The organism is Sorangium sp. So ce295 (assembly GCF_051527405.1).
GTDB classification, from domain to species: domain Bacteria; phylum Myxococcota_A; class Polyangia; order Polyangiales; family Polyangiaceae; genus Sorangium; species Sorangium cellulosum_B.
The window spans coordinates 5,250,024-5,269,698 of the sequence record NZ_CP150324.1 but is presented as its reverse complement, the minus strand read 5'-3'; the positions used below and the strand labels follow the sequence as shown (position 1 = coordinate 5,269,698).

Annotated in this window: 16 protein-coding genes; 6 read left to right on the top strand and 10 right to left on the bottom strand. The window is 71.3% G+C overall.

Annotation, left to right across the window (positions count from 1 at the left end; all coding sequences use genetic code 11):
* Positions 1-3 precede the first annotated feature (3 nt).
* On the bottom strand, positions 4-495 hold the full coding sequence (locus tag WMF11_RS19850) for a hotdog fold domain-containing protein (RefSeq protein ID WP_437909957.1): 492 nt from the start codon (positions 493-495) through the stop codon (positions 4-6).
* 77 nt (positions 496-572) lie between these two features.
* Positions 573-2,231, bottom strand: coding sequence for a protein kinase domain-containing protein (locus tag WMF11_RS19845; RefSeq protein WP_437909956.1), 1,659 nt, complete (start codon positions 2,229-2,231; stop codon positions 573-575).
* A 175-nt stretch (positions 2,232-2,406) separates the two neighbouring features.
* On the opposite strand from WMF11_RS19845, the gene WMF11_RS19840 reads away from it, so the two are divergent.
* Positions 2,407-3,663: a dicarboxylate/amino acid:cation symporter gene (locus tag WMF11_RS19840; RefSeq protein WP_437978581.1), complete on the top strand. Its 1,257-nt coding sequence runs from the start codon at positions 2,407-2,409 to the stop codon at positions 3,661-3,663.
* Positions 3,664-3,778: 115 nt separating this feature from the next.
* Here the strand turns inward: WMF11_RS19840 and WMF11_RS19835 are convergent, their stop codons facing one another.
* The 5 genes from WMF11_RS19835 to WMF11_RS19815 all read right to left on the bottom strand — a co-directional run bounded on the left by WMF11_RS19835 (position 3,779) and on the right by WMF11_RS19815 (position 8,253).
* On the bottom strand, positions 3,779-4,123 hold the full coding sequence (locus tag WMF11_RS19835) for a hypothetical protein (protein ID WP_437978580.1): 345 nt from the start codon (positions 4,121-4,123) through the stop codon (positions 3,779-3,781).
* Positions 4,124-4,466: 343 nt separating this feature from the next.
* On the bottom strand, positions 4,467-4,784 hold the full coding sequence (locus tag WMF11_RS19830; RefSeq protein ID WP_437909951.1) for a hypothetical protein: 318 nt from the start codon (positions 4,782-4,784) through the stop codon (positions 4,467-4,469).
* Positions 4,785-4,883: 99 nt separating this feature from the next.
* Positions 4,884-5,285, bottom strand: a complete 402-nt coding sequence (locus WMF11_RS19825) for an SPW repeat domain-containing protein (protein ID WP_012236164.1) — start codon at positions 5,283-5,285, stop codon at positions 4,884-4,886.
* Positions 5,286-5,555: 270 nt separating this feature from the next.
* Positions 5,556-6,578, bottom strand: coding sequence for a M23 family metallopeptidase (locus tag WMF11_RS19820; RefSeq protein ID WP_437553790.1), 1,023 nt, complete (start codon positions 6,576-6,578; stop codon positions 5,556-5,558).
* A 238-nt stretch (positions 6,579-6,816) separates the two neighbouring features.
* The gene (locus tag WMF11_RS19815; protein ID WP_437979325.1) at positions 6,817-8,253 is read right to left on the bottom strand and encodes a DEAD/DEAH box helicase; all 1,437 of its coding nucleotides are present in this window, start codon (positions 8,251-8,253) and stop codon (positions 6,817-6,819) included.
* A gap of 549 nt (positions 8,254-8,802) precedes the next feature.
* Here WMF11_RS19815 and WMF11_RS19810 point away from each other — a divergent pair.
* Positions 8,803-9,936 (top strand): hypothetical protein, encoded by a 1,134-nt coding sequence (locus WMF11_RS19810; protein WP_437909950.1) that lies wholly within the window; start codon positions 8,803-8,805, stop codon positions 9,934-9,936.
* Positions 9,937-10,216: 280 nt separating this feature from the next.
* Entirely contained in the window at positions 10,217-13,486 is a 3,270-nt protein-coding gene (locus WMF11_RS19805; protein WP_437978579.1) for a UvrD-helicase domain-containing protein, read from the top strand.
* Positions 13,487-13,652: 166 nt separating this feature from the next.
* Here the strand turns inward: WMF11_RS19805 and WMF11_RS19800 are convergent, their stop codons facing one another.
* Positions 13,653-15,263, bottom strand: a complete 1,611-nt coding sequence (locus WMF11_RS19800; RefSeq protein WP_437978578.1) for an SEL1-like repeat protein — start codon at positions 15,261-15,263, stop codon at positions 13,653-13,655.
* Positions 15,264-15,387: 124 nt separating this feature from the next.
* Between WMF11_RS19800 and WMF11_RS19795 the strand changes: the two genes are divergently transcribed.
* The 3 genes from WMF11_RS19795 to WMF11_RS19785 all read left to right on the top strand — a co-directional run bounded on the left by WMF11_RS19795 (position 15,388) and on the right by WMF11_RS19785 (position 17,505).
* Positions 15,388-15,639 (top strand): hypothetical protein, encoded by a 252-nt coding sequence (locus WMF11_RS19795; RefSeq protein ID WP_437978577.1) that lies wholly within the window; start codon positions 15,388-15,390, stop codon positions 15,637-15,639.
* 102 nt (positions 15,640-15,741) lie between these two features.
* Entirely contained in the window at positions 15,742-17,175 is a 1,434-nt protein-coding gene (gene mgtE / locus WMF11_RS19790) for a magnesium transporter (protein ID WP_437978576.1), read from the top strand.
* A 39-nt stretch (positions 17,176-17,214) separates the two neighbouring features.
* Positions 17,215-17,505 carry a SelT/SelW/SelH family protein gene (locus WMF11_RS19785; protein WP_437909944.1) on the top strand — a complete coding sequence of 97 codons (291 nt, stop codon included), beginning with the start codon at positions 17,215-17,217 and terminating at the stop codon, positions 17,503-17,505.
* A gap of 64 nt (positions 17,506-17,569) precedes the next feature.
* Here WMF11_RS19785 and WMF11_RS19780 read toward each other — a convergent pair whose 3' ends face one another.
* Both WMF11_RS19780 and cysK read right to left on the bottom strand, forming a co-directional pair.
* Positions 17,570-18,562 (bottom strand): serine O-acetyltransferase, encoded by a 993-nt coding sequence (locus tag WMF11_RS19780; RefSeq protein WP_437909943.1) that lies wholly within the window; start codon positions 18,560-18,562, stop codon positions 17,570-17,572.
* A 7-nt stretch (positions 18,563-18,569) separates the two neighbouring features.
* A complete protein-coding gene (gene cysK, locus WMF11_RS19775) occupies positions 18,570-19,562 on the bottom strand; it encodes a cysteine synthase A (protein ID WP_437978575.1) in 993 nt (330 codons plus the stop codon).
* Positions 19,563-19,675 lie beyond the last annotated feature (113 nt).

Sequence of the window (19,675 nt, the reverse complement as noted above, 5' to 3'; positions counted from 1 at the left end):
GCGTCACACCCCCTTGGTCACCCAGGCCCAGACGAACTCGCACTCCATCGGCGACGCGCCGCTCTCGTCCGTCACCGTGACGGCGACCGCCACGTCCCCTTTCGGCTGGTCCAGGAAGGACTGGCGCTGCTCGGGCGTGAGGGTCGCGACCGCGCGGAGGCCGCCTTGGGCGCGGCGTTTGTAGTCGATCTTCATGCTGCGCAGGAGCGGCAGCTTGTCGTCCGGCAGGTTGACGGCGACGACGAAGCCGGTCGCCGTCTCGGCCAGGAGCCCCGCCGCGGCGGCGTGCACCCCGCCGATGTGGTTCCGCACCCTGGGACCGTTGGCGAGCCGCAGTGCCACCCGATCCGAGCTCACCTCGTCGAACTGGATCCCGGCGGTCCCGGTGAACGGCACGAGGCGCCGGAACAGCACGGTCTGCGCGCGCGTGCGCAGGAAGGACGGGAGCGCCTGGAGCGGCGCGAGCGAGCGGGCGATGAAGTTCAGCTGGGACATGGAGCCTCCGAAGGACCGCGAGCTTAGCGCATGCCGGCCCGGCGCCTTGTCAGGCCGTGGGCGGCGCGGCTCCCACGTCAGCGCCGCCGCCGCTGGGGCTCGTTCACCGCGACCGAGGCCTCTTCTTCCGCCCGTTCCGCCCGTTCCGCCCGCTCCGCCGTGGAGCGCGCGGTGTCCGTCTCGACGCGCAGCTTGCCCCGACGGTCCCCCTCCTCCGCCGCGCCGATGCGCTGGCGCGGGGCCGCCGCAAGGCGCCAGTCCTTGCCGATCGCCCTCGCCATGGCCACCTCGTGCCTGCGGCGATGGTGCTCGTGCCACCACTGCATGCGCTCGGCCTCCTCGGCCCAGTCGTCCTCGTGCGCGGTGAACGCGACAAGCCCGTGGATGGCGACCCCGATGGCCCAGCCCAGCGGGATGATCGCCGCCCAGAGCACGACGCCGAGCGGAAAGGCGAGCGTGAGGAGCGCCGCGTTGACGATGAGGTAGACGCCGAGGTGCCGGTAGAAATCGCGGCGCTTGCGCCGGAGCCACGCGGCGCGCTCGGCGGCGGTCGTCGCGCTCGACCTCCGCTCCACGCCGTCGCGCTCGCGCGCGCGAAGCGCGCGGCTCGCCTCGCGCAGCGCCTCGGGGCCCACGCCCACCTCCTCCGCCGCGGCGAGCAGGTCGTCGAAGCCGAGGCGCGCGTCGCCCCGCTGGGCGCGCGCCTCGCCTCCGTCGGCGGATGCCTGGCGCTCGATCGCCTGCGCGAGGACGTCGCGGACCTCCTCGGTCGAGAACCGCTGCGCCGCGGTCTCGCCGCCGCGAGGCGCCTCGCTGCCCTTCACGCCGGGCGCCTGCGCGGGCGGCGCGGACGTCGCGGCTGCAGGCGCGGCGGGCGCCTCGCCCCTCCCGGCCGCCTCCAGCGCGCGCAGGAGCTCGTCCATGGACGCGAACCGATCGTCGGGGCGCTTCGACAGCGCGCGCAGCACGACCGCGCTCACCGCCGGCGGAACGGCGGCGGCGTCGAGCAGGGCGCGGTCGGCGTCGTCGGTGAGGATCGACGCGACGACGGCGAGCATGTCGCCGGCGCCGCGCCAGGGCAGCCTGCCGGTGAGGAGCTCGAAGGCGAGCACGCCCCACGCGAACTGGTCCGCGCGCCCGTCGAGCTCGGCGCCGCGGATCTGCTCCGGGGCCATGTAGACCGGCGTCCCGAGCTTGACGCCGAGCGCGGTCAGCGTCGGCAGCGCAGGGGCCTCGGTGGACGCGTTCGGATCGGCGTCGCCGGCGGCGCGGCGCGCGATGCCGAAGTCGAGCACCTTGATCACCCCGTCGTCCCGGACCATCACGTTCTCCGGCTTGATGTCCCGGTGGACGAGCCCCCGCCGGTGCGCCGCCGCGAGCGCGCGGGCGACGTCGGAGAGCCAGGCGACCCGCGTCGAGGCCGGCGCGTCGGCGCCGCTGATGGCGCTGCGCAGGGTGCGGCCCGGGACGAGCTCCATCACGATGAACGGCGTCCCCTCGAGCTCGCCGACGTCAAAGATCGAGACGGCGTTCGGGTGATCGAGCGCTGCGGCGGCGCGCGCCTCGCGGAGCAGGCGCGCGCCGGCGTCCTCGTCCACGGCGCCGCCCGCGATCACCTTGACCGCGACGCGCCGCCCGAGCCGCGCGTCGTGCGCCCGGTAGACGCAGCCCATCCCCCCCTGCCCGATGGCGGCCTCGATCGTGTACCGCTCGAACGAATCGCCCGGCTTCAGCATTGCCGGCCGGGAGCCTAATGGATCCGCGTGGGCTTGGACAGGCGGCCCTTGGCCCGCGAACGGCGCGTGCGGAGGTCGATCTGTGCCCGCAGGACGCCCCGTTGGCCGTGGAGGGCCCGGGGGCGTGGCGTCAACTCCGCGGATCGCGGCGCCGCGGCTTGTGTAAGGTGGCGCCATGTCATCGCATCGAACGATGCTGCTCGGCGTCGCGGTCGGGGCAGCGGGCGGTCTCACGGCGAACGCTGTCGCGGCAGGGCATCCGGCGCTCACCTGGATCGTCGATCACATCACCTACCCGGTGGGCCAGATCTTCCTGCGCCTGCTGTTCATGCTCGTGCTCCCGATCCTGTTCTCGGCGCTCGTGATGGGCGTCTGCGAGCTCGATCTGAAGCACGTCGGTCGGCTCGGCCTGCGAACGCTGGGCTACACGGCCGTCGTCTCGAGCATCGCGGTGTTGATCGGCCTCGTCCTGGTGAACCTGATCCGCCCGGGCGACGGCCTGCCCGAGGCGGTCCGGAGCCTCGCGCGCGGCGGGGGGATCAAGGCGGCGACCGCGCCGGCCGACACCTCGCCGGTGGGGATGATCATCGGGATGGTGCCGGACAACATCTTCAAGGCGGCGGCCGGGGGCGACGTGCTCGCGGTGATCACGTTCTCGCTGCTCTTCGGCATCGCCCTGTCGCTCACCCAGACCGACGCGGCGGCGCGGCTCCGCGAGTGCATCCAGGGGCTGTTCGACGTCTCGATGCGGCTCATCGAGGGGGTGCTCCGGTTCGCGGCGATCGGCGTGGGCGCGCTGCTCTTCACGATCACGTCCCGCATGGGCATCGGCATCATGCAGCAGCTGGCGGCGTACGTGCTCACGGTGCTGCTCGGCCTCGGCCTTCACATGTTCGTGGTCTATTCACTCTCGGTCCGCTTCCTTGGCGGGATGTCGCCGGTCACGTTCTTTCGCGGGAGCCGGACGGCGATCGTGACGGCGTTCTCGACCGCCTCGTCGAACGCGACGCTGCCGACCGCGCTGAAGGTGGCCGAGGAGGAGCTGAAGCTGCCGCCGTCCGTGGCGCGCTTCGTGCTGACCGCCGGCGCCGCGATGAACCAGAACGGGACGGCGCTGTTCGAGGGGGTGACCGTGCTTTTCCTGGCCCAGGTCTACGGCGTCTCGCTGAGCTTCGGGCAGCAGGCGACCGTGATGCTCATCTCGGTGCTCGGGGGGATCGGCACGGCGGGCATCCCGGCCGGCTCGCTGCCCGTCATCGCGATGATCCTCGGGATGCTCGGCATCCCGCCCGAGGGGCTCGGCCTGGTCCTCGGGGTGGATCGGTTCCTCGACATGTGCCGGACGGTGATCAACGTGGTGGGGGACCTGGCAGCGGCGGTGTTCGTATCGCGGGATCAGCACCCGAAGCCGCAGGAAGCAGCCGACGCGTGACTGGACGGGGCGAGCGCCCGCGCGCGACGCCTCGCAGCGGAGGCGTCGCGCTGCGCAGGTCCGGAGCGCCCGCTCCCGACCGTCGGGGCTGAGCCGCTCGCCGACGTTCCTCGGTTCAGGCCGCCATCTTCATGCCGGGCATCATCATGCCCATCATGTTCGGCATCATCATCGCGGGCATCATCATGCCCATCATGTTCGGCATCGTGCCGCCCATCATCGGCATCATGCCCATCATGTTCGGCGTCATGCCCATCATCGGCATCATGCCCATCATGTTTGGCATCATGCCGCCCATCATGTTTGGCATCATGCCCATCATGTTCGGCATCATGCCGTTCATCATCGGTGTCATGCCCATCATCGGCATCATGCCCATCATGTTCGGCATCATGCCGCCCATCATCGGCATCATGCCCATCATGTTCGGCATCATCGGCATCATCGGCATGTTCATCATGGCTCTCCCCTGCGTCAGTCGTTGCGGGAAGTGGAGTAACTCCCTGACCGGATCGGAGCAATGTTGAAGACTTGGAGCGCCGTGTTTTCCTCCACGGGAGCGGACAGGGCTTCGGACGGAGCGGATGGACGGCCGAACCAAACAGAGGAACATCCACGATAACGGCAGCCATCGCTGCCGTGCTGGTCGAAACAGGGCCCCCTGAGGCGGGCGCGCTCAGGATGGGAGTCTCGGAGAAGATGCGCCGGAAGGCCGTTCCGTCGCGGTCGAGGTGCGCGCGGGACCGTGGAACCGGGCGCAACCGTGGCGCGCAGGGACACCGGGTGGACGGTACCGCCCTCGGTCACTCCAGGGTGAACGTCGCTCCGGTCACCGGATCGCACACCAAGATCGGCACGTCCTCGCCGGCGCTCTTCAAGCGCGCCCGCGCCTCCTCGATCGCCTCGTCCACGGCTGCCTCCGCCGCCTTCTGCGCGGCCTCCCCTGCCCCCTCGCCGCTCGCGCCGAGCTGGGCCGCCCGCTGGTCCTCCTCGGCCCGCTGCGCCCGCTCGCGGTTCGCCTCGGTATCGAGGGCGTCGCTCGTCTCACCGACGGGCACCACCTTCACGAGGAAGTCACCCACCCGCAGGCTCATCGGATCCGGCTTCTTCGGGTCGCTCACGGCGTCTGTCCTCCCGCCACGCATGAGCTTGCCGCAAATCCGCGCGATCCACCACCCCCTCGACCGCCGGGTTGATCGCGAGGCGCACGCGCACGACCCTCAGGAGAACGACCGGTGCTCCGGCCGGTAACGAGCGCTGGCCGTCGTCGTGGCATAGGAAGAACGGTAGTCCGTCGCGAGCCAGACCAGGCCGACGGCCACGCCCGACACGAGATAGAAGCTCCTCGCGGCGGGCTCCTCATCGAAGCCGAACAGCCACGGCGCCGCGACGAGGAGCACGGCGACCGTGGCCTCGATCGCCCCGTGGACAGGGAACGGGATGAGCTTCGCGGCGCCCAGCGGGAACGCGGTGAGCAGCGTCATCCCTAGATGCGCGGCGCCCAGGATGTAGCAGAGCGTCTCGGGGAGCCCGCCGAAGCCGAACAGCGACGGGGCCAGCAGGAACAGGGCCGCAACCGCATAGTCCACAAACCCATGAGCTCGAGGCGACAGCATCTTCATGACCGACTCCTTGCAAAATCGATATCCGGATTGAGTGCCTTCGTCGGTCCGGAAATTTGCAAGGGATATGCCGCCCAGAGGCTCTCGGGAGAGAGCTTGTCCTCCCGGCGAACTCGGCGGCCATTCGATCAATCATCGGCCAGGAAAGGAAGAACGGCGGGCGTGCGCCTGGAGGCGCCGGGCGCTTCGAGGGCCGAACCCGAGCCACGTTTCCGCCCGGGGGAGCTCAGCCACGAACGCTCTTCGTGTGGCACATTGCCCCGCCGTGCGTCACTTCGCGGCGGAGATCAGGAGCTCTGGATCGACGCGTGTCTCGAAGAGATTCATGCGCCAGTCGAGGTGCGGTCCGTTCGTGCGGCCGGTCATCCCGACGGTCGCGATGACCTGCCCCTGCTTGACCTCGTCGTTCACCTTCACGGCGAAGCCGTGCAGATGGATGAACGTGGAGGTCAGTCCCTGCCCGTGATCGATGATCACGGTGTGACCGCTCAGCGGGAGGTCCTTCTCGACGAGCACGACCTTGCCGCAGGCAGGCGCGCGCACCGGCGTACCGACGGGCACCGCGATGTCCACGCCCCAGTGGATCCCGCCGTCCGTGCCGTTGAGCAGGCGCGGCTGGCCGTACCGCGAGGTGATGGGGCCCTTGGACGGCCAGATGAAGCCGTTCTTGTAGCAGTTCCTCTTCGTGTACTTGCTCCGGAGCGCGTCGAGCTTCTTCTCGGCCTGCGTGAGCTTCACGCGCGTCGCCATGTCGAGCTTGACCATGTTCTCCGGCAGGTGGTCGACCTTGTCGACCTCGAACTTGCGAGGCTCCACGTCGAAGATCTTCTCGAGCACCTGCCCGTCGTCGAACGTGATGGTCAGCTTCTCCTGCGCTGGCGCGTTGCGTGAGAAGGCGATCAGGAACTCCCCTTCGTCGCTGACGGTCACGCGATGGCCGGGGAACGCCATGCGGCGCAGCTTGCCGTTCAGCTTGGCGCGCAGGAGCCCTCCCTGGACGGCTCGCCCTTCCACCGAGAGGCGGCTGTCGTCGGCCGCGGGCGGCCCGGCGTCGGCCGCCGCCGCGCTCGCCGCGGGCGCGGCGGCATCGGCGGTGTCGGCCGCCGCGGGAGCGGCGCTGGCGTCGGGCGCCTCGACCGGCGCGCTGCTCGCGGAGGCGACCGGCGCGGCGGAGGCGATCGGCGCCGGATCGGCGGAGGCCTGGGCGCCCGTGGTGGACGAGCTCGAAGAAGGAGCACCGCGATCGCAGGCAGCGATCGTGAGCAGGCTTACAACGATGACGGGAACGCGCATGAAGGCGATCGTGCCAGAGTTTCCGTACATCGACGAGATAATGTCGAAGTGCGTCATTCAGGCATGGTCGGGTCGCAAGCGACCTGAGCGCCTTGCAGACGACCTGCGCCGCCTCGGAGCGGCGCCCTCACCCTCGTTGGCGCGCGGCGAGCGCCAACGAGCGCCGGGCTCGCGACGCTGCGCGCATCAGGCGATGCGCGGCGAGACGGATCGAGCGCGGCGGGCAGCGCGGTGAGGATCAGTTATCGACGCGAGGGGTGTCGTGCCGCGGCTGCGGCCGCGCCGGGGGCTGCGCCTGCGCGGAGGCCTGCGCCTGCGGGCGAGCTTGCCCCTGGGGGTGTGGACGGCCCTGTCCCTGCGGCCGGCCCTGCGCCTGCGGGCGAGCTTGCCCCTGGGGGTGTGGACGGCCCTGTCCCTGCGGCCGGCCCTGTCCCTGCGGGCGAGCTTGCCCCTGGGGGTGTGGACGGCCCTGTCCCTGCGGCCGGCCCTGCGCCTGCGGGCGAGCTTGCCCCTGCGCCTGCGGTGCGGGCCTGGGATCGATCTGGAAGGCGGGAACCCCGGGGTCGGCGAGGAGGGGTAGGCGCTTCTGGATGAGGCGCTCGATGTCGGCGAGATAAGCGCGCTCCTCGCTGTCGCAGAACGAGAGCGCCACCCCGGACGCCCCGGCGCGCGCCGTGCGGCCGATGCGGTGCACGTAGCTCTCCGGGATGTTCGGGAGGTCGTAGTTGATCACGTGCGAGATGTCGTCGATGTCGATGCCGCGCGCCGCGATGTCGGTCGCGACGAGCACGCTCGTCGTCCCCTGCTTGAAGCTCGCGAGCGCCCGCTCGCGCGCGCCCTGGGACTTGTTCCCGTGGATGGCGACCGCCTCGATGCGCGCACGGCTGAGCTGCTGGACCACGCGGTTGGCGCCGTGCTTGGTGCGGGTGAACACGATCGCCCGGCGGAGCGCAGGATCCTTGAGCACGTGCTCCAGCATCGCGCGCTTGTCGGACCGCTCGACGAAGACCACCCGCTGGTCGATGTTCTCGGCCGTCGTGGCGATCCGCGCGACCTCGACGCGCACCGGGCTGCGCAGGATGCTGTTCGCGAGCTTCAGGATGTCCGGCGGCATCGTCGCAGAGAACAGGAGCGTCTGCCGACGCTCGGGCAGCATCGCGAGCACGCGCCGGATGTCGTGGATGAACCCCATGTCCAGCATCCGATCGGCCTCGTCGAGGACGAGCGTGTCGAGCCGACCGAACGGGGCGATGCCCTGCGAGCAGAGATCGAGCAGCCGGCCCGGCGTCGCCACGAGCACGTCGACGCCGCGGCGCAGCGCCTCCATCTGGGGGCGCTGCCCCACCCCGCCGAAGACGACCGCGGTCCGCAGGCCGAGGTTCTTGCCGTACGTGGTGAAGCTCTCGGCGACCTGCGCCGCGAGCTCGCGCGTCGGGGTGAGCACGAGCACGCGGAGCCCGCCCTGCCTCGGCCCGCCGCTCTGCGCGAGGCGCTGCAGGATCGGCAGCGCGAACGCGGCGGTCTTGCCCGTGCCGGTCTGCGCGCAACCGAGGAGGTCGTTGCCCTCTAGGATCGGCGGGATGGCCTGCTGCTGGATGGGCGTCGGGGCGCTGTACCCCTCGGCCTCGATGGCGCGGAGAAGCGGTTCGATGAGCTTGAGATCGGCAAATTGCATGGACATCGGGCTGGAATCGGGCTGGATCACAGCCCCTCCTGAGCAAGGGCGGAAAGTACGCCGCGGCACCGCGCCCTCCTTGCGAAGAGGGTTCGATCACGGAGAGCTGCCGCCTCGCGCCCCCTTGAGCGGGGGCTGCGAGGACCAATGACAGCGACCGAGCACCGCGACCCGTGCCAGGTCAGTCCGAGGCGGCGACTCTAGTACGGCGTGGTGAGGAAGTCGAGCCGCTCCGCTCGCGGTGCGCGGAGCGCCCTCCGCGCGCGCGGCGCACCATGCTAGACCGTCGCCCGAGCGGAGGGCCCGCTTCTCGTGCGCTCGCGCTCGCAGGTCGCCCCGCGTCGCCCGCGACCTCCAGCGTCTTCCCTCCCCTTCGAAGCAGAGCAGCACGCCATGGCCGAAACCGCCGAAGCCTCGAAAACGCCGGCTCAGGTCGGGCACTCCGCTCCGGAGCGCCCCGTCCTTCGGTCGCCCCGATCCCGGCTTCGGCGCTGGGCTCTCGGTGCCGTCGCCGTCCCGGTGCTCTCCGGGGCCGGGTTATGGATCGCGGTGCACCGCATCCCATGGATGGGCCCGCTCGTCGCGAACGGGCTGCGTTCGGTGATCGGGGCCGAGAACGTGACGGCGCTCGAGGAGACCGCCTACGCCCTGGAGGATCGCGTCCACCAGCTCTGGCGCAAGGACGAGCCGCCGAAGACGTACTGGGAGGTGCCCGAGCCGCCGGGCCCTGCCGCGACCGCCTCACCGTCGGCGGCTGCAACGCCGAGCCCGGCCGCTGGGGGCGCCGGCGCGGCGGCGTTCCGGCCGACGGACGTCGGCCCCTCGCACGCGGCCTGGTCGGCTCCCGGCGACGGGCGGTGGGTGCCCATCGCGGATCACGCCCATCCGAGCGACGCGCCGCGCCTCCACAAGACGCTGCTCCACCCGGATCCGAACCGCTCCTGGGCGGAGCTGTTCATCGTGGCGGTGGATCTCGCGCGGGTCGATGTGCACCTCATGGCCGGCTCCCGGGAGCCGGCGGCGACGACCGAGGAGGGCAAGCCCTACGAGCGGCCCGCGAAGATCCCGGAGGCGGACCACGGGCGGCTGCTCGCGGCGTTCAACGGCGGCTTCATGACCGAGCACGGCCAGTGGGGGATGCGGGTCGACGGCGTGACGCTTGTGCGCCCCCGGGACCAGGGCTGCACGCTCGCGCGGCGCGGCGACGGACGGCTGCAGATCGCGCCATGGACCAGGCTTTCGGCGGGAGAGAGCGACATGCCGTGGTGGCGGCAGACGCCGAGCTGCATGGTCGACGAGGGCGAGCTGCACCCGCTGCTCCGCGCGCCGCAGGTCCGCAACTGGGGCGCCACGCTGGACGGCAACACGGTGATCCGCCGCTCCGCGGTGGGGCTCGACCGCGACGGCAAGGTCCTCTACGTCGGGATCAGCAATCACACGACGGCGCCCGCCATCGCGCTCGGCATGCAGCACGCCGGCGCCTCGGCGGTGGCGCAGCTCGACGTGAACTGGTCGTACCCGAAGTTCCTCCTCTACGAGCCGGGTGAGGGCGGCGCCCTCGCGCCGGTCGCGCTGGCGAGCGGCTTCGAGTTCTCGGAAGACGAGTACATCCGCAAGCGCTCCCTGCGCGATTTCTTCTACCTGACCCGCAAGACCCCGGCGCCCTCGACCGCGACCCCGTGACCTCGTGATGCCTCGCAGCGGCCGGCGGTCCCCTCCGGACCGGGGCTCGCGCCCGCGCGTGTAGGTTCGGGGCGAGCATCTCTTGCCACACGGGCGAGCCCGTCGAACGGCATTGCATCGAGCGAGCGCCTTTTGCCACAGGACAAGGACTCTCACGCATCGCAGCGCATTGCGATCAGCCTACCTCAATTTCCAGCCATATTTCATCGAGATTGATGGTATCCGCGATTGACAGCGCGAGGGAGCTCGATAGGTAAACGGCACCTCACGGCGGAACACCATGCGTTTTTATGCAGACCTCCATGTGCACTCGAAGTACTCCCGCGCGACGAGCAGCGATTGCGATCTCGCGCATCTGAGCTACTGGGCTCAGCGCAAGGGCATCGCGGTGCTGGGCACGGGGGACTTCACCCATCCAGCGTGGATGGCCGAGCTCCGCGAGCACCTCGTGCCCGCCGAGCCCGGGCTCTTCCGCCTGCGGGACGATCTCGGCCGCGCGGTCTCGGATCGGCTCCCCGGGGCCTGCCGCGGAGAGACGCGCTTCGTCCTCTCGGTGGAGATCTCGACGATCTACAAGAAGGGAGATCGGACGCGGAAGATCCATCACCTCCTCTACGCGCCCAGCTTCGACGCGGCGGAGCGCATCGTCCGCGCGCTCTCCAAGATCGGCAACCTGACCGCCGACGGGCGGCCCATCCTCGGGCTCGATTCGCGCCACCTTCTCGAGATCGTGCTGGAGGCCGGCGAGGGCTCCTACCTCGTGCCGGCGCACATCTGGACTCCCTGGTTCTCGGTGCTGGGCTCCAAGGCGGGCTTCGACGCGGTCGAGGAGTGTTATGGCGATCTCGCGCCCCACATCTTCGCGCTCGAGACCGGGCTCTCGTCCGATCCTGCGATGAACTGGCGGATCTCCGGGCTCGATCGGTACCGGCTCGTCTCGAGCTCGGACGCGCACTCGCCCGCGAAGCTCGGGCGCGAGGCCACGGCCTTCGACGCCCCGCTCGACTACTTCGCGATCCGGCGCGCCCTGGAGACCGGTGAGGGCTTCGGGGGCACGGTGGAGTTCTTCCCGGAAGAGGGCAAATACCACCTCGACGGCCACCGTAAGTGCAATGTCGTGCTCTCGCCCGCGGAGACGCGGGCGCTCGCCCTCGCCTGCCCCGTGTGCGGGCACCCGGTCACGGTGGGCGTGCTGCACCGGGTCGAGGAGCTCGCCGATCGCGACGAGGGCGTGCGCCCCGAGGGCGCGAGCGAGTTCCGCAACCTGGTGCCGCTGCCCGAGGTGCTGGCCGAGCTCCACGGCGTGGGCGCCGCCAGCAAGGTGGTGCAGCGGAGCTACGACGGGGTGCTGTCGCGCATCGGCCCCGAGCTGTTCCTCCTCGGCGACGCCCCGCTCGACGAGATCGAGCGCGCCGGCACGCCCCTGCTCGCCGAGGCGATCGCGCGGATGCGCGAAGGGCGCGTGATCCGCGACGCAGGCTACGACGGCGAGTACGGCGCGATCCGGGTCTTCCAGCCGGAGGAGCTCGCGCAGCGCCGCGGGGGCGGGCTCCTCTTCCTGCCGGAGGCCGCGGCGCCGCAGCCGCCTCCCTCGGTGGCGCGCGCTCCCGCGGCGTCGCGCCCCCCTCCGCGCCGCGGCCGGGCCGACGCGGCGCCTCGCCCGGCCCCGGCCGGCGAGGTGTCCCGCGGCGCGCCGCCTGCGCCGCCCGGCGCAGCGCCGCTCGACGCGCTCGACCCGGAGCAGCGGGCCGCGGCGGAGATCACGGACGGCGCGCTGCTCCTCCTCGCGGGGCCAGGCACAGGCAAGACCCGCACGCTCACGCACCGGATCGCGCACCTCGTCCTCGATCTCGGGGTCCCGCCGGAGCAGTGCCTCGCGATCACCTTCACCCGCCGCGCCGCCGACGAGCTGCGGGAGCGGCTCGGCGCGCTGCTCGGCGAGGCCGGCGGCCGCGTGCCCGCCATGACCTTCCATGCGTTCGGCCTCTCCCTGCTCCGCGAGCACGCGCAGGCCGCGGGGGCCGCGCCGCCCGCGATCGCCGGCGAGCGCGAGCGGACGGCGCTGCTCGCCGCGGCGCTGGGCGTCCCGGACCGGCGGGCGTCCCGGTTGCTCGCCGACATCGCCGCGCTGAAGCGGCGCTGCCCGCGCCACGCCGACGCGCACGGGTCGCCGGCCGCGGGCGGCGAGATCGACCGCCACGTGGACCGCGCGTGGAAGGTGTACGAGGACGAGCTCGCCGCGCGCGGGCTCCTCGACCTCGACGACCTGATCGGGCACGCCGTCCTGCTCCTGGAGCAGCAGGGCGGAGCGCTCGCCGCGGCGCGCGAGCGGGCCCTGTATCTCTCGATCGACGAGTACCAGGACATCGATGAGCGCCAGTACCGGCTGGTGCGCGCGCTCGTCGCTCCCGGCGGGAACGTCTGCGCCATCGGCGATCCCGATCAGGCGATCTACGGATTCCGCGGCGCGGACGTGGGCTTCTTCTTCCGTTTCCAGCAAGATTTCCCGGCGGCCCGCGTGGTGCGGTTGAAGCGGAACTACCGCTCGTCGCGCCCCATCGTCGAGGCGGCGCTCCAGGTGATCGCGCCCTCACCGACGCTCGGCGCGCGGGAGCTCCTGCCGAGCGCGGGCGGCGTGGAGCTCGTGGCCTTCTACGAATCGCCGACGGAAGCCGCCGAAGCCGAGCGCGTGGTCCACACGATCGAGCGGATGCTCGGCGGGTCCACGTTCTTCTCGATGGATAGCGGGCGGGTGGGCGACCCTGCCGGGAGCGGCGACCATTCCTTCTCGGATTTCGCGGTCCTCTACCGGACCGAGGCGCAGTCCGAGCGGCTCCGGGAGGCGTTCGCCCGCTCGGGGATGCCGTTCCAGCGGCGGTCGGATCGCCTCCTCGCCGAGCGCGCGGGCTCCGAGGCGCTCGCGCGGGCGCTCGCCGCCGCACCGCCGGGGCCGCTCGCGGGGCGCCTCAAGGCGGCCGCGGCGCGCCTCCGCGAGGAGGTGGCGCAGCCCGGGCTCGCCGGCGCTCCGCCCGCGGCGGGGGCGGCCGAGGAGGGCGCGGCGAGCGCGGCGTGTCTGCGCGAGGCCGACGTGGACGCGGCGCTGGAGCTGCACCTCGCGCTCGCGGAGCGCTGCGGCGGCGACGTCGATCGCTTCTTGATCGAGCTCGCGGTGTGCTCCGAGATCGACGCGTGGGATCCGCGGGCCGACCGCATCTCGCTGCTGACGCTGCACGCGGCCAAGGGGCTCGAGTTCCGGGTGGTCTTCCTCGTGGGGTGTGAGGACGGCCTGCTCCCGCTCCGGTTCCCCGGCAGGGACGAGACGGACGTCGCCGAGGAGCGCCGGCTCTTCTATGTGGGCATGACGCGGGCGCGAGAGCGGTTGTTCCTCACCCGCGCCATGCAGCGCGCGCGGCACGGCAAGGTGGTTGAGACCGAGGTGTCGCCGTTCGTACGCGAGGTGGAGGAGCGCCTGCTCCTTCGGGCCGGCCCGTCGCCCGAGGCGCAGCGGGGATCACGCGCCGGGGCCGATCGTCAGATGAAGCTGTTCTAGAGCGGCGGTCACCCGCACAGGAGACGGCCCCAGCCAACACAGAGCGGCGGTCACCCGCACAGGAGACGGGCCCAGATCGGCGTTTTCGGCGCGGAAGCGCACTCCTGTGCGCTGAGCACCGAAAACGTCGAGATGGGCCCGTATCCGAAGCGGGTGACCGCCGCTCTTAGCGCGGCGCGCCGCCGAGCCGCTTCTGGGCTGCGCACGCCGCCTTGTCCTGCGTCCGCATGCACTGGTCTGCGTAGAACGTCCGAGCCCGCTCCTTGTCCTTGCGCTCCAGGAGCGGGCCGAACGCGTCGCACGCCTTCTTCTCGCCCCACTGCGTGCAGGCCTTCTCGTAGAGCGAGTAGGCCCGCTCCGGATCGGCCGTCACGCCGTCGCCGCGCTGCCAGATCTCGGCGGCCCGCAGGCAGCCGCCCGTCCCACACACCTTCTCGTAGAGCGCCGCGGCGCGCGACATGTCCTTCGGAATGCCGTTCCCCTTCTCGTACATCCCGGCGAGGCTCAAGCACGCATCCGCCCCGAACCCCTTCTCAGGACAGCCCCTCTCGAAGAACGAATACGCCTTCGCGACGTCCTTCGGAACGCCGTCGCCCTGCGCGTAGACCGAGCCGGCGGCGTTGCAGGCGCGCATGTCCCCCAGGCTGCAACCGTGGCTGTACGCCGCGATCGCCTTCACCCCGTCCTTCGGCGCGCCCTGCCCCTTGCGCAGGATGTCGCCGAGATCGACGCAGTCCTCGGACTGGCCGCCCTGGCACGCGCGCTGGAGCACGCCGACGGCGACCCCCACGTCCTTCGCCGCGAGCTTCCCCTCGACCAGCATCTTGCCCAGCGCGCTGCAGCTCGGCCCGTGCCCGAGATCGCAGCCGCGCCGGAGGAACGCGACCGCGCGCGTCGGATCTTTCGGGAGGACCGCCTGCGGACCTTCGCTGAGGTACCACTCGGCCACGCTGAAGCACGCCCAGCCGTCGCCCATCTCGCACGCCTTGTCGGCGAACTCTCGCACTTTGGCCCGCCCCGCGGCGTCCGGGGGGACCTTGGCGCTCTTCATGTCGCGCAGGAGCTGCTTCGCCCTCGCATAGCAGGCCTGCGTGACGCCGGCGCCGCACGCCTTCTCGAACAGCTCCGCCGCCCTCGCGTCATCGCGCGGAAAATCCTTGCCGCCCAGGTACTGAATCCCGAGGTGATAGCAGCTGCCGACATCACCCTTCCCGCACTCCGCCGCGCAGGAGCGGGCGTCGTTGGGCTCGCACAGGTGCGCGGGCGCGAGCGCAGGCGGGGAGCACTTCGCCCCGCTCGGCACCGTCCCGAGCGGGCACAGGCTCGACAGCTTCGGGAACTCGTCTTCCGCCTGCTTCACGGGAGCCTCGGCCGCCGCCGCCTTCTTCGTGAGCAGCGGGACGAGCTCCAGGCGCAGCGGCGCATGGCAGCGCTCCGTCGGCGCCTGCGCGTCGGGCTTCGCGGCCCGGCAGGCGTCGAGCTCCCCTTCCTTGCTCGTGGTGCCGCCCTGGCCCGCCGTCGCGGCCGCCCCGAAGACCTGATCCACCGTCCGCGCCGTGCCCCGGCTGCCTGGCGTCATCGCGAAGGCCCCGAGCAGCGCGGCGCGCACGAAGTGCGTCGCGCCCTCGCAGCTGCCCGAGAGATCCTGCGCCGAGGAGGAGGCCACCGTGGTCGCCATCTTCCCCGTCGGCACGAGCGCCACGTCGATCGCGGCCGAGCCGCCGCCCTCGATCGCGGTGCTCAGCGCCGGGGCCCCGAAGGGGACGTTCGCCTGCATCTCCGCAGGGTTTGTTAATTGTATTACTTTTTCTGCCCGGGTCACGCCAGCGAAGGAGTAGCTCCCCGGGAGCTTGCACTGCGTGAGGAGCTTCAGCGTCGTGCAGTCGTAGGAGACGACGGCGATGCCGTCTTTCATCGCGAGCCCGAGATCGGAGCGGCGTGTCGTGAGCCAGTCGACGATGAGCGGCTCGGCGTGGCCGATGGCCGGACACCCGCCGCTGGTCGTGCTGGCGGTGCTCTCCGGCGAGACAGTGGGCCGGGGAGGATGCACGACCACCTCGGGTTCCAGGCCCGGTCCACAGGCCATCGCTCCGAGCGAGAGCCCAACCACGCACAAATCGAACGCGCGCTTCATCGGGCCGACAGAACCATGAGCCATGGGGTCTGGTCAATACGGCGAGCGCGACCGCACGCGGCATACGACCGGCCGCGCGGACCCGGGCTATGCTCGGCGCGCCCCCGCGCCCGGAGCCGCCATGAGCACGCCCAGGTCCCAGGAGAAACTGCAAGAGAGCCTGAGCCTGGTGACTACCCTGCTCGAAAAGCAACGCGTCATCGAGACGCTGACGCACAAGCAGGAGAGCAAGAACAAGGAGCTCGTCGAGGCGCTGGTTCACCGGCAAAATCTCGCCCTGCTGCAGAGGAAGCTCAGGGATCTGCACCCGGCGGACCTCGCTCACATCATCGAGGTGCTCCCGCAGGCGGATCGCCTTGTGGTGTGGGCTGAGCTCGAGCCCTACCGCGCCGCACAGGTGCTGCTCGAGTCCTCGCGGTCGGTCCGCGACTGGCTCGTCGCGGAGACGGAGCGCCCTCGCCTCGTCGCGCTGCTAGGCCAGCTCGATCCAGACGATCTGGCGTACATCAACGAGTCGGTCGATCCGGAGATCGTGGCGGAGGTGTACCAGTCGCTCGACGCGCGCGAGCAGTCGCTCTTCCAGTCGACGATCGCGTACCCGGACGGCTCGGTGGGCCACCTGATGAGCCCGGAGCTCGTCTCGGTGCGCGAGGGCCGCGACATCGGCGGCGCGCTGGAGGACGTGCGCCGGCGGGGCGAGCTGCCGCCGCACACCGAGGCGCTGTTCGTTGTCGACGCGCGCAACGTGCTCCGCGGCGCGCTGTCGCTCAAGGACCTGCTGCTCCGCGAGCCGCGCGCGCAGGTGAGCGCTGTCATGTCCACGGACGTGGTGAGCTTCACGCCGCAGGAGCGCGCGAGCGACGCGGCCAGGGCGTTCGAGCGTTACGACCTCATCGCCGCGCCGGTGGTGGACGAGCGCGGCAAGCTCGTCGGCCGGCTGACGGTGGATGTGATGATGGACTTCCTGCGGCGGCAAGCCCAGAGCGAGGCGCTCTTGCGCGCGGGCCTCGCGGGAGAGGAGGACTATTTCGCGCCCGCGTGGACGAGCGCGAAGAACCGCTGGCTCTGGCTCTTCGTCAACCTGCTCACGGCATTCCTGGCCTCGCGGGTCATCGGCATCTTCGAGAGCACCATTCAGGATCTCGTGGCGCTGGCGGCGCTGATGCCCATCGTGGCGAGCGTCGGCGGCAACACGGGCAATCAGACGGTGGCGCTCGTGATCCGCGGCCTCGCGCTCGACCAGCTGACGCGGGTGAACACGGGGCACCTCCTGAAGAAAGAGCTCTTCGTCGGCCTGATGAACGGCGCGGTCTGGGGCACGGTCGTGGGGCTCGCGGCCGCCGCCCTCTACGGCAGCGTCCCGCTCGGTCTGGTGATGGCCGCGGCCATCCTGCTGAACCTCGTGGTGGCGGCGATGGTCGGGTGCGCGGTGCCGCTCGCGCTCCAGCGCATGGGCCGCGATCCGGCCCAGGGGTCGAGCGTCCTGCTCACGTTCACCACGGACAGCATGGGCTTCTTCATCTTCCTCGGGCTCGCCAGGGCGTTCCTTGTCTGAGCCCGCCCGCGCGCCGCGCGCTCGCGCTACGATCCAGCCATGGATACCGCCCCCGCCCCGCAACGGCCGCTCGTCGCGATCCGGTATTGCCCCAAGTGCCGCTGGCTCACGCGCGCGGCCTGGCTCGCTCAGGAGCTGCTGATCACCTTCCCTGACGAGATCGACGTGCTCCTGTCGCCGGGCGAGAGCGGCATCTTCGACATCACGCTCGACGGCGCGCCGCTCTTCTCGCGCTCCGTCGAAGGGCGCTTCCCCGAGCCCAAGGAGCTCAAGCAGGCGATCCGCGACCGCGTCGCCCCGGAGCGCCCTCTCGGCCACTCCGATCGATGAGGCGCGCCTGGCGCTCTGCAGCGATCTCCGCCCGCCTCTGCGCCATGCAGAGCAGAGCGGCGGTCTAGATGTCGAAATCGAGGATGCTGTCCGGATCGGAGCCGCCGACGGCGGGCGTGCCATGGGGCGGCGACGCGACCCGCAGCCTCGGGGCCTCGAGCGCGACGCGCTGGCCGCCGGCGACGCTCTTCGTGAGGAACACCGAGCCGCCCACCACGCTCCCCTGCCCCAGCACCGTCTTGCCGCCGAGGACCGTGGCGTTCGCGTAGATGGTGACGCTGTCCTCCACGGTGGGGTGGCGCTTCAGGCCGCGCGCGCCCCGCGAGTGCTGCGGCAGGGACAGGGCGCCGAGCGTCACGCCCTGGTAGAGCTTGACGTGCTCGCCGATGTCGGTCGTCTCGCCGATCACGACGCCGGTGGCATGATCGATGAAGAGGCTGTCACCGATGTTGGCGCCTGGGTGGATGTCGGCCCCCGTCCTCGTGTGCGCCCACTCGCTCATGATCCGGGGCATGAGCGGCACGCCGAGCAGGTACAGCTCGTGCGCGACGCGGTGCACCGTCACGGCGAGGAGGCCTGGATAGGCCAGGATGATCTCGTCCATCGACGCCGCCGCGGGATCGCCGTCGTAGGCCGCCTGCACGTCGAGCAGGAGGCGCCGCCGGACCTCCGGCAGACGGGAGATGAACACCCGCGCCACGTCGCGCCCCCGCTGCCGGCACCTCGGGACGTCGAGGCGGTCCGCGTCGACGGTCTCGTCCTGGAAGCACAGACAGCGCTCGATCTGCCGCTCCAGCTTGTCCCGCAGCGTCGAGACCAGGGTGCCCACGTGGTAGAGCAGGTCCTCGTCCGACAGGTCCTGCCGCCCGTGGTAGCCCGGGTAGAAGATCTGGAGCAGGAGATCGATGATCTCGGTGATCTCCTGGCGCGACGGGGTGAAGCGCTTGTTGATGTGATGCCCGCGCGTATCCGCCCGGTAGCTCGCGATCAGCGCGTCGACGATGCCGTGCAGGTCGGCCGACGCCTCGGAGGGGGCAGCATCACACTTCTTGCTCACGTCGACCTCACGAGGCCTTCATGGCCTCGACCTCGGAGAACATGCCTTCGAAGAGGGGCCCCGAGAGGTACCGCTCGCCGGCGTCCGGGAGGATGACCACGATGGTCTTTCCTTCCCACTTCGGATCCTTCGCGAGCCGGCCCGCCGCGACCATGGCCGCGCCGCAGGAGACGCCGCAGAGGATGCCCTCCTCGGACGCGAGGCGTCGCGACATGGCGATGGACTCGTCGTTCGAGACCGTCTCGACCTGGTCCACGAAGGAGAGGTCGAGGTTCTTCGGGACGAAGCCGGCGCCGATGCCCTGGATCTTGTGCGGGGACGGGGTGAGCGGCTGGCCGGCGAGCGTCTGCGAGATGACCGGCGAGTGGACCGGCTCCACCGCGACGGAGTGGAGGGCGCGGCCGCGGCCGCGCTCGAAGTAGCGGCTGACGCCGGTGATCGTGCCGCCGGTGCCCACGCCCGAGACGAGGACGTCGACGTTGCCAGCGGTGTCGTCCCAGATCTCGGGGCCTGTGGTGGTCTCGTGGATCGCGGGGTTCGCCGGGTTCTCGAACTGCCGCATCAGCACGTACCGGCCGGGGTCGGAGGCGGCCAGCTCCTCGGCCTTGGCGATGGCGCCGTTCATCCCCTTGGGGCCCGGCGTCAGGAGCAGCTTGGCCCCGAGGGCGATGAGCACCTTGCGCCGCTCCATGCTCATCGTTTCGGGCATGCTGAGCACGCACTCGATCCCCCTCGAGGCGGCGGCGAAGGCCAGCGCGATGCCGGTGTTGCCGCTGGTCGCCTCGACGATCGCCTTGCCGGGGCCGAGCACGCCCCGCTGCTCGGCGTCCCAGACCATGGCCGCGCCGATGCGGCACTTGACCGAGTACGCCGGGTTGCGCGCCTCGATCTTCGCCAGCACCGTCGCGCGTGCGCCTTCGATCACGCGGCGGATGCGCACGAGCGGCGTGCGGCCGATGCTCTGGGTGTTGTCGTCGTAGACGCGGGGGTAGCTGGTCATGGGGGGCCCGTGCGGGTGAGTGGGGAGGAAAGAGGAGATCCAGAGGCGCCCCGCGCTGTCAAGGTCCACGTGCGCCGCGCCTGGGTCGCGCCGTATTTCCAGAGCGCAGCGGG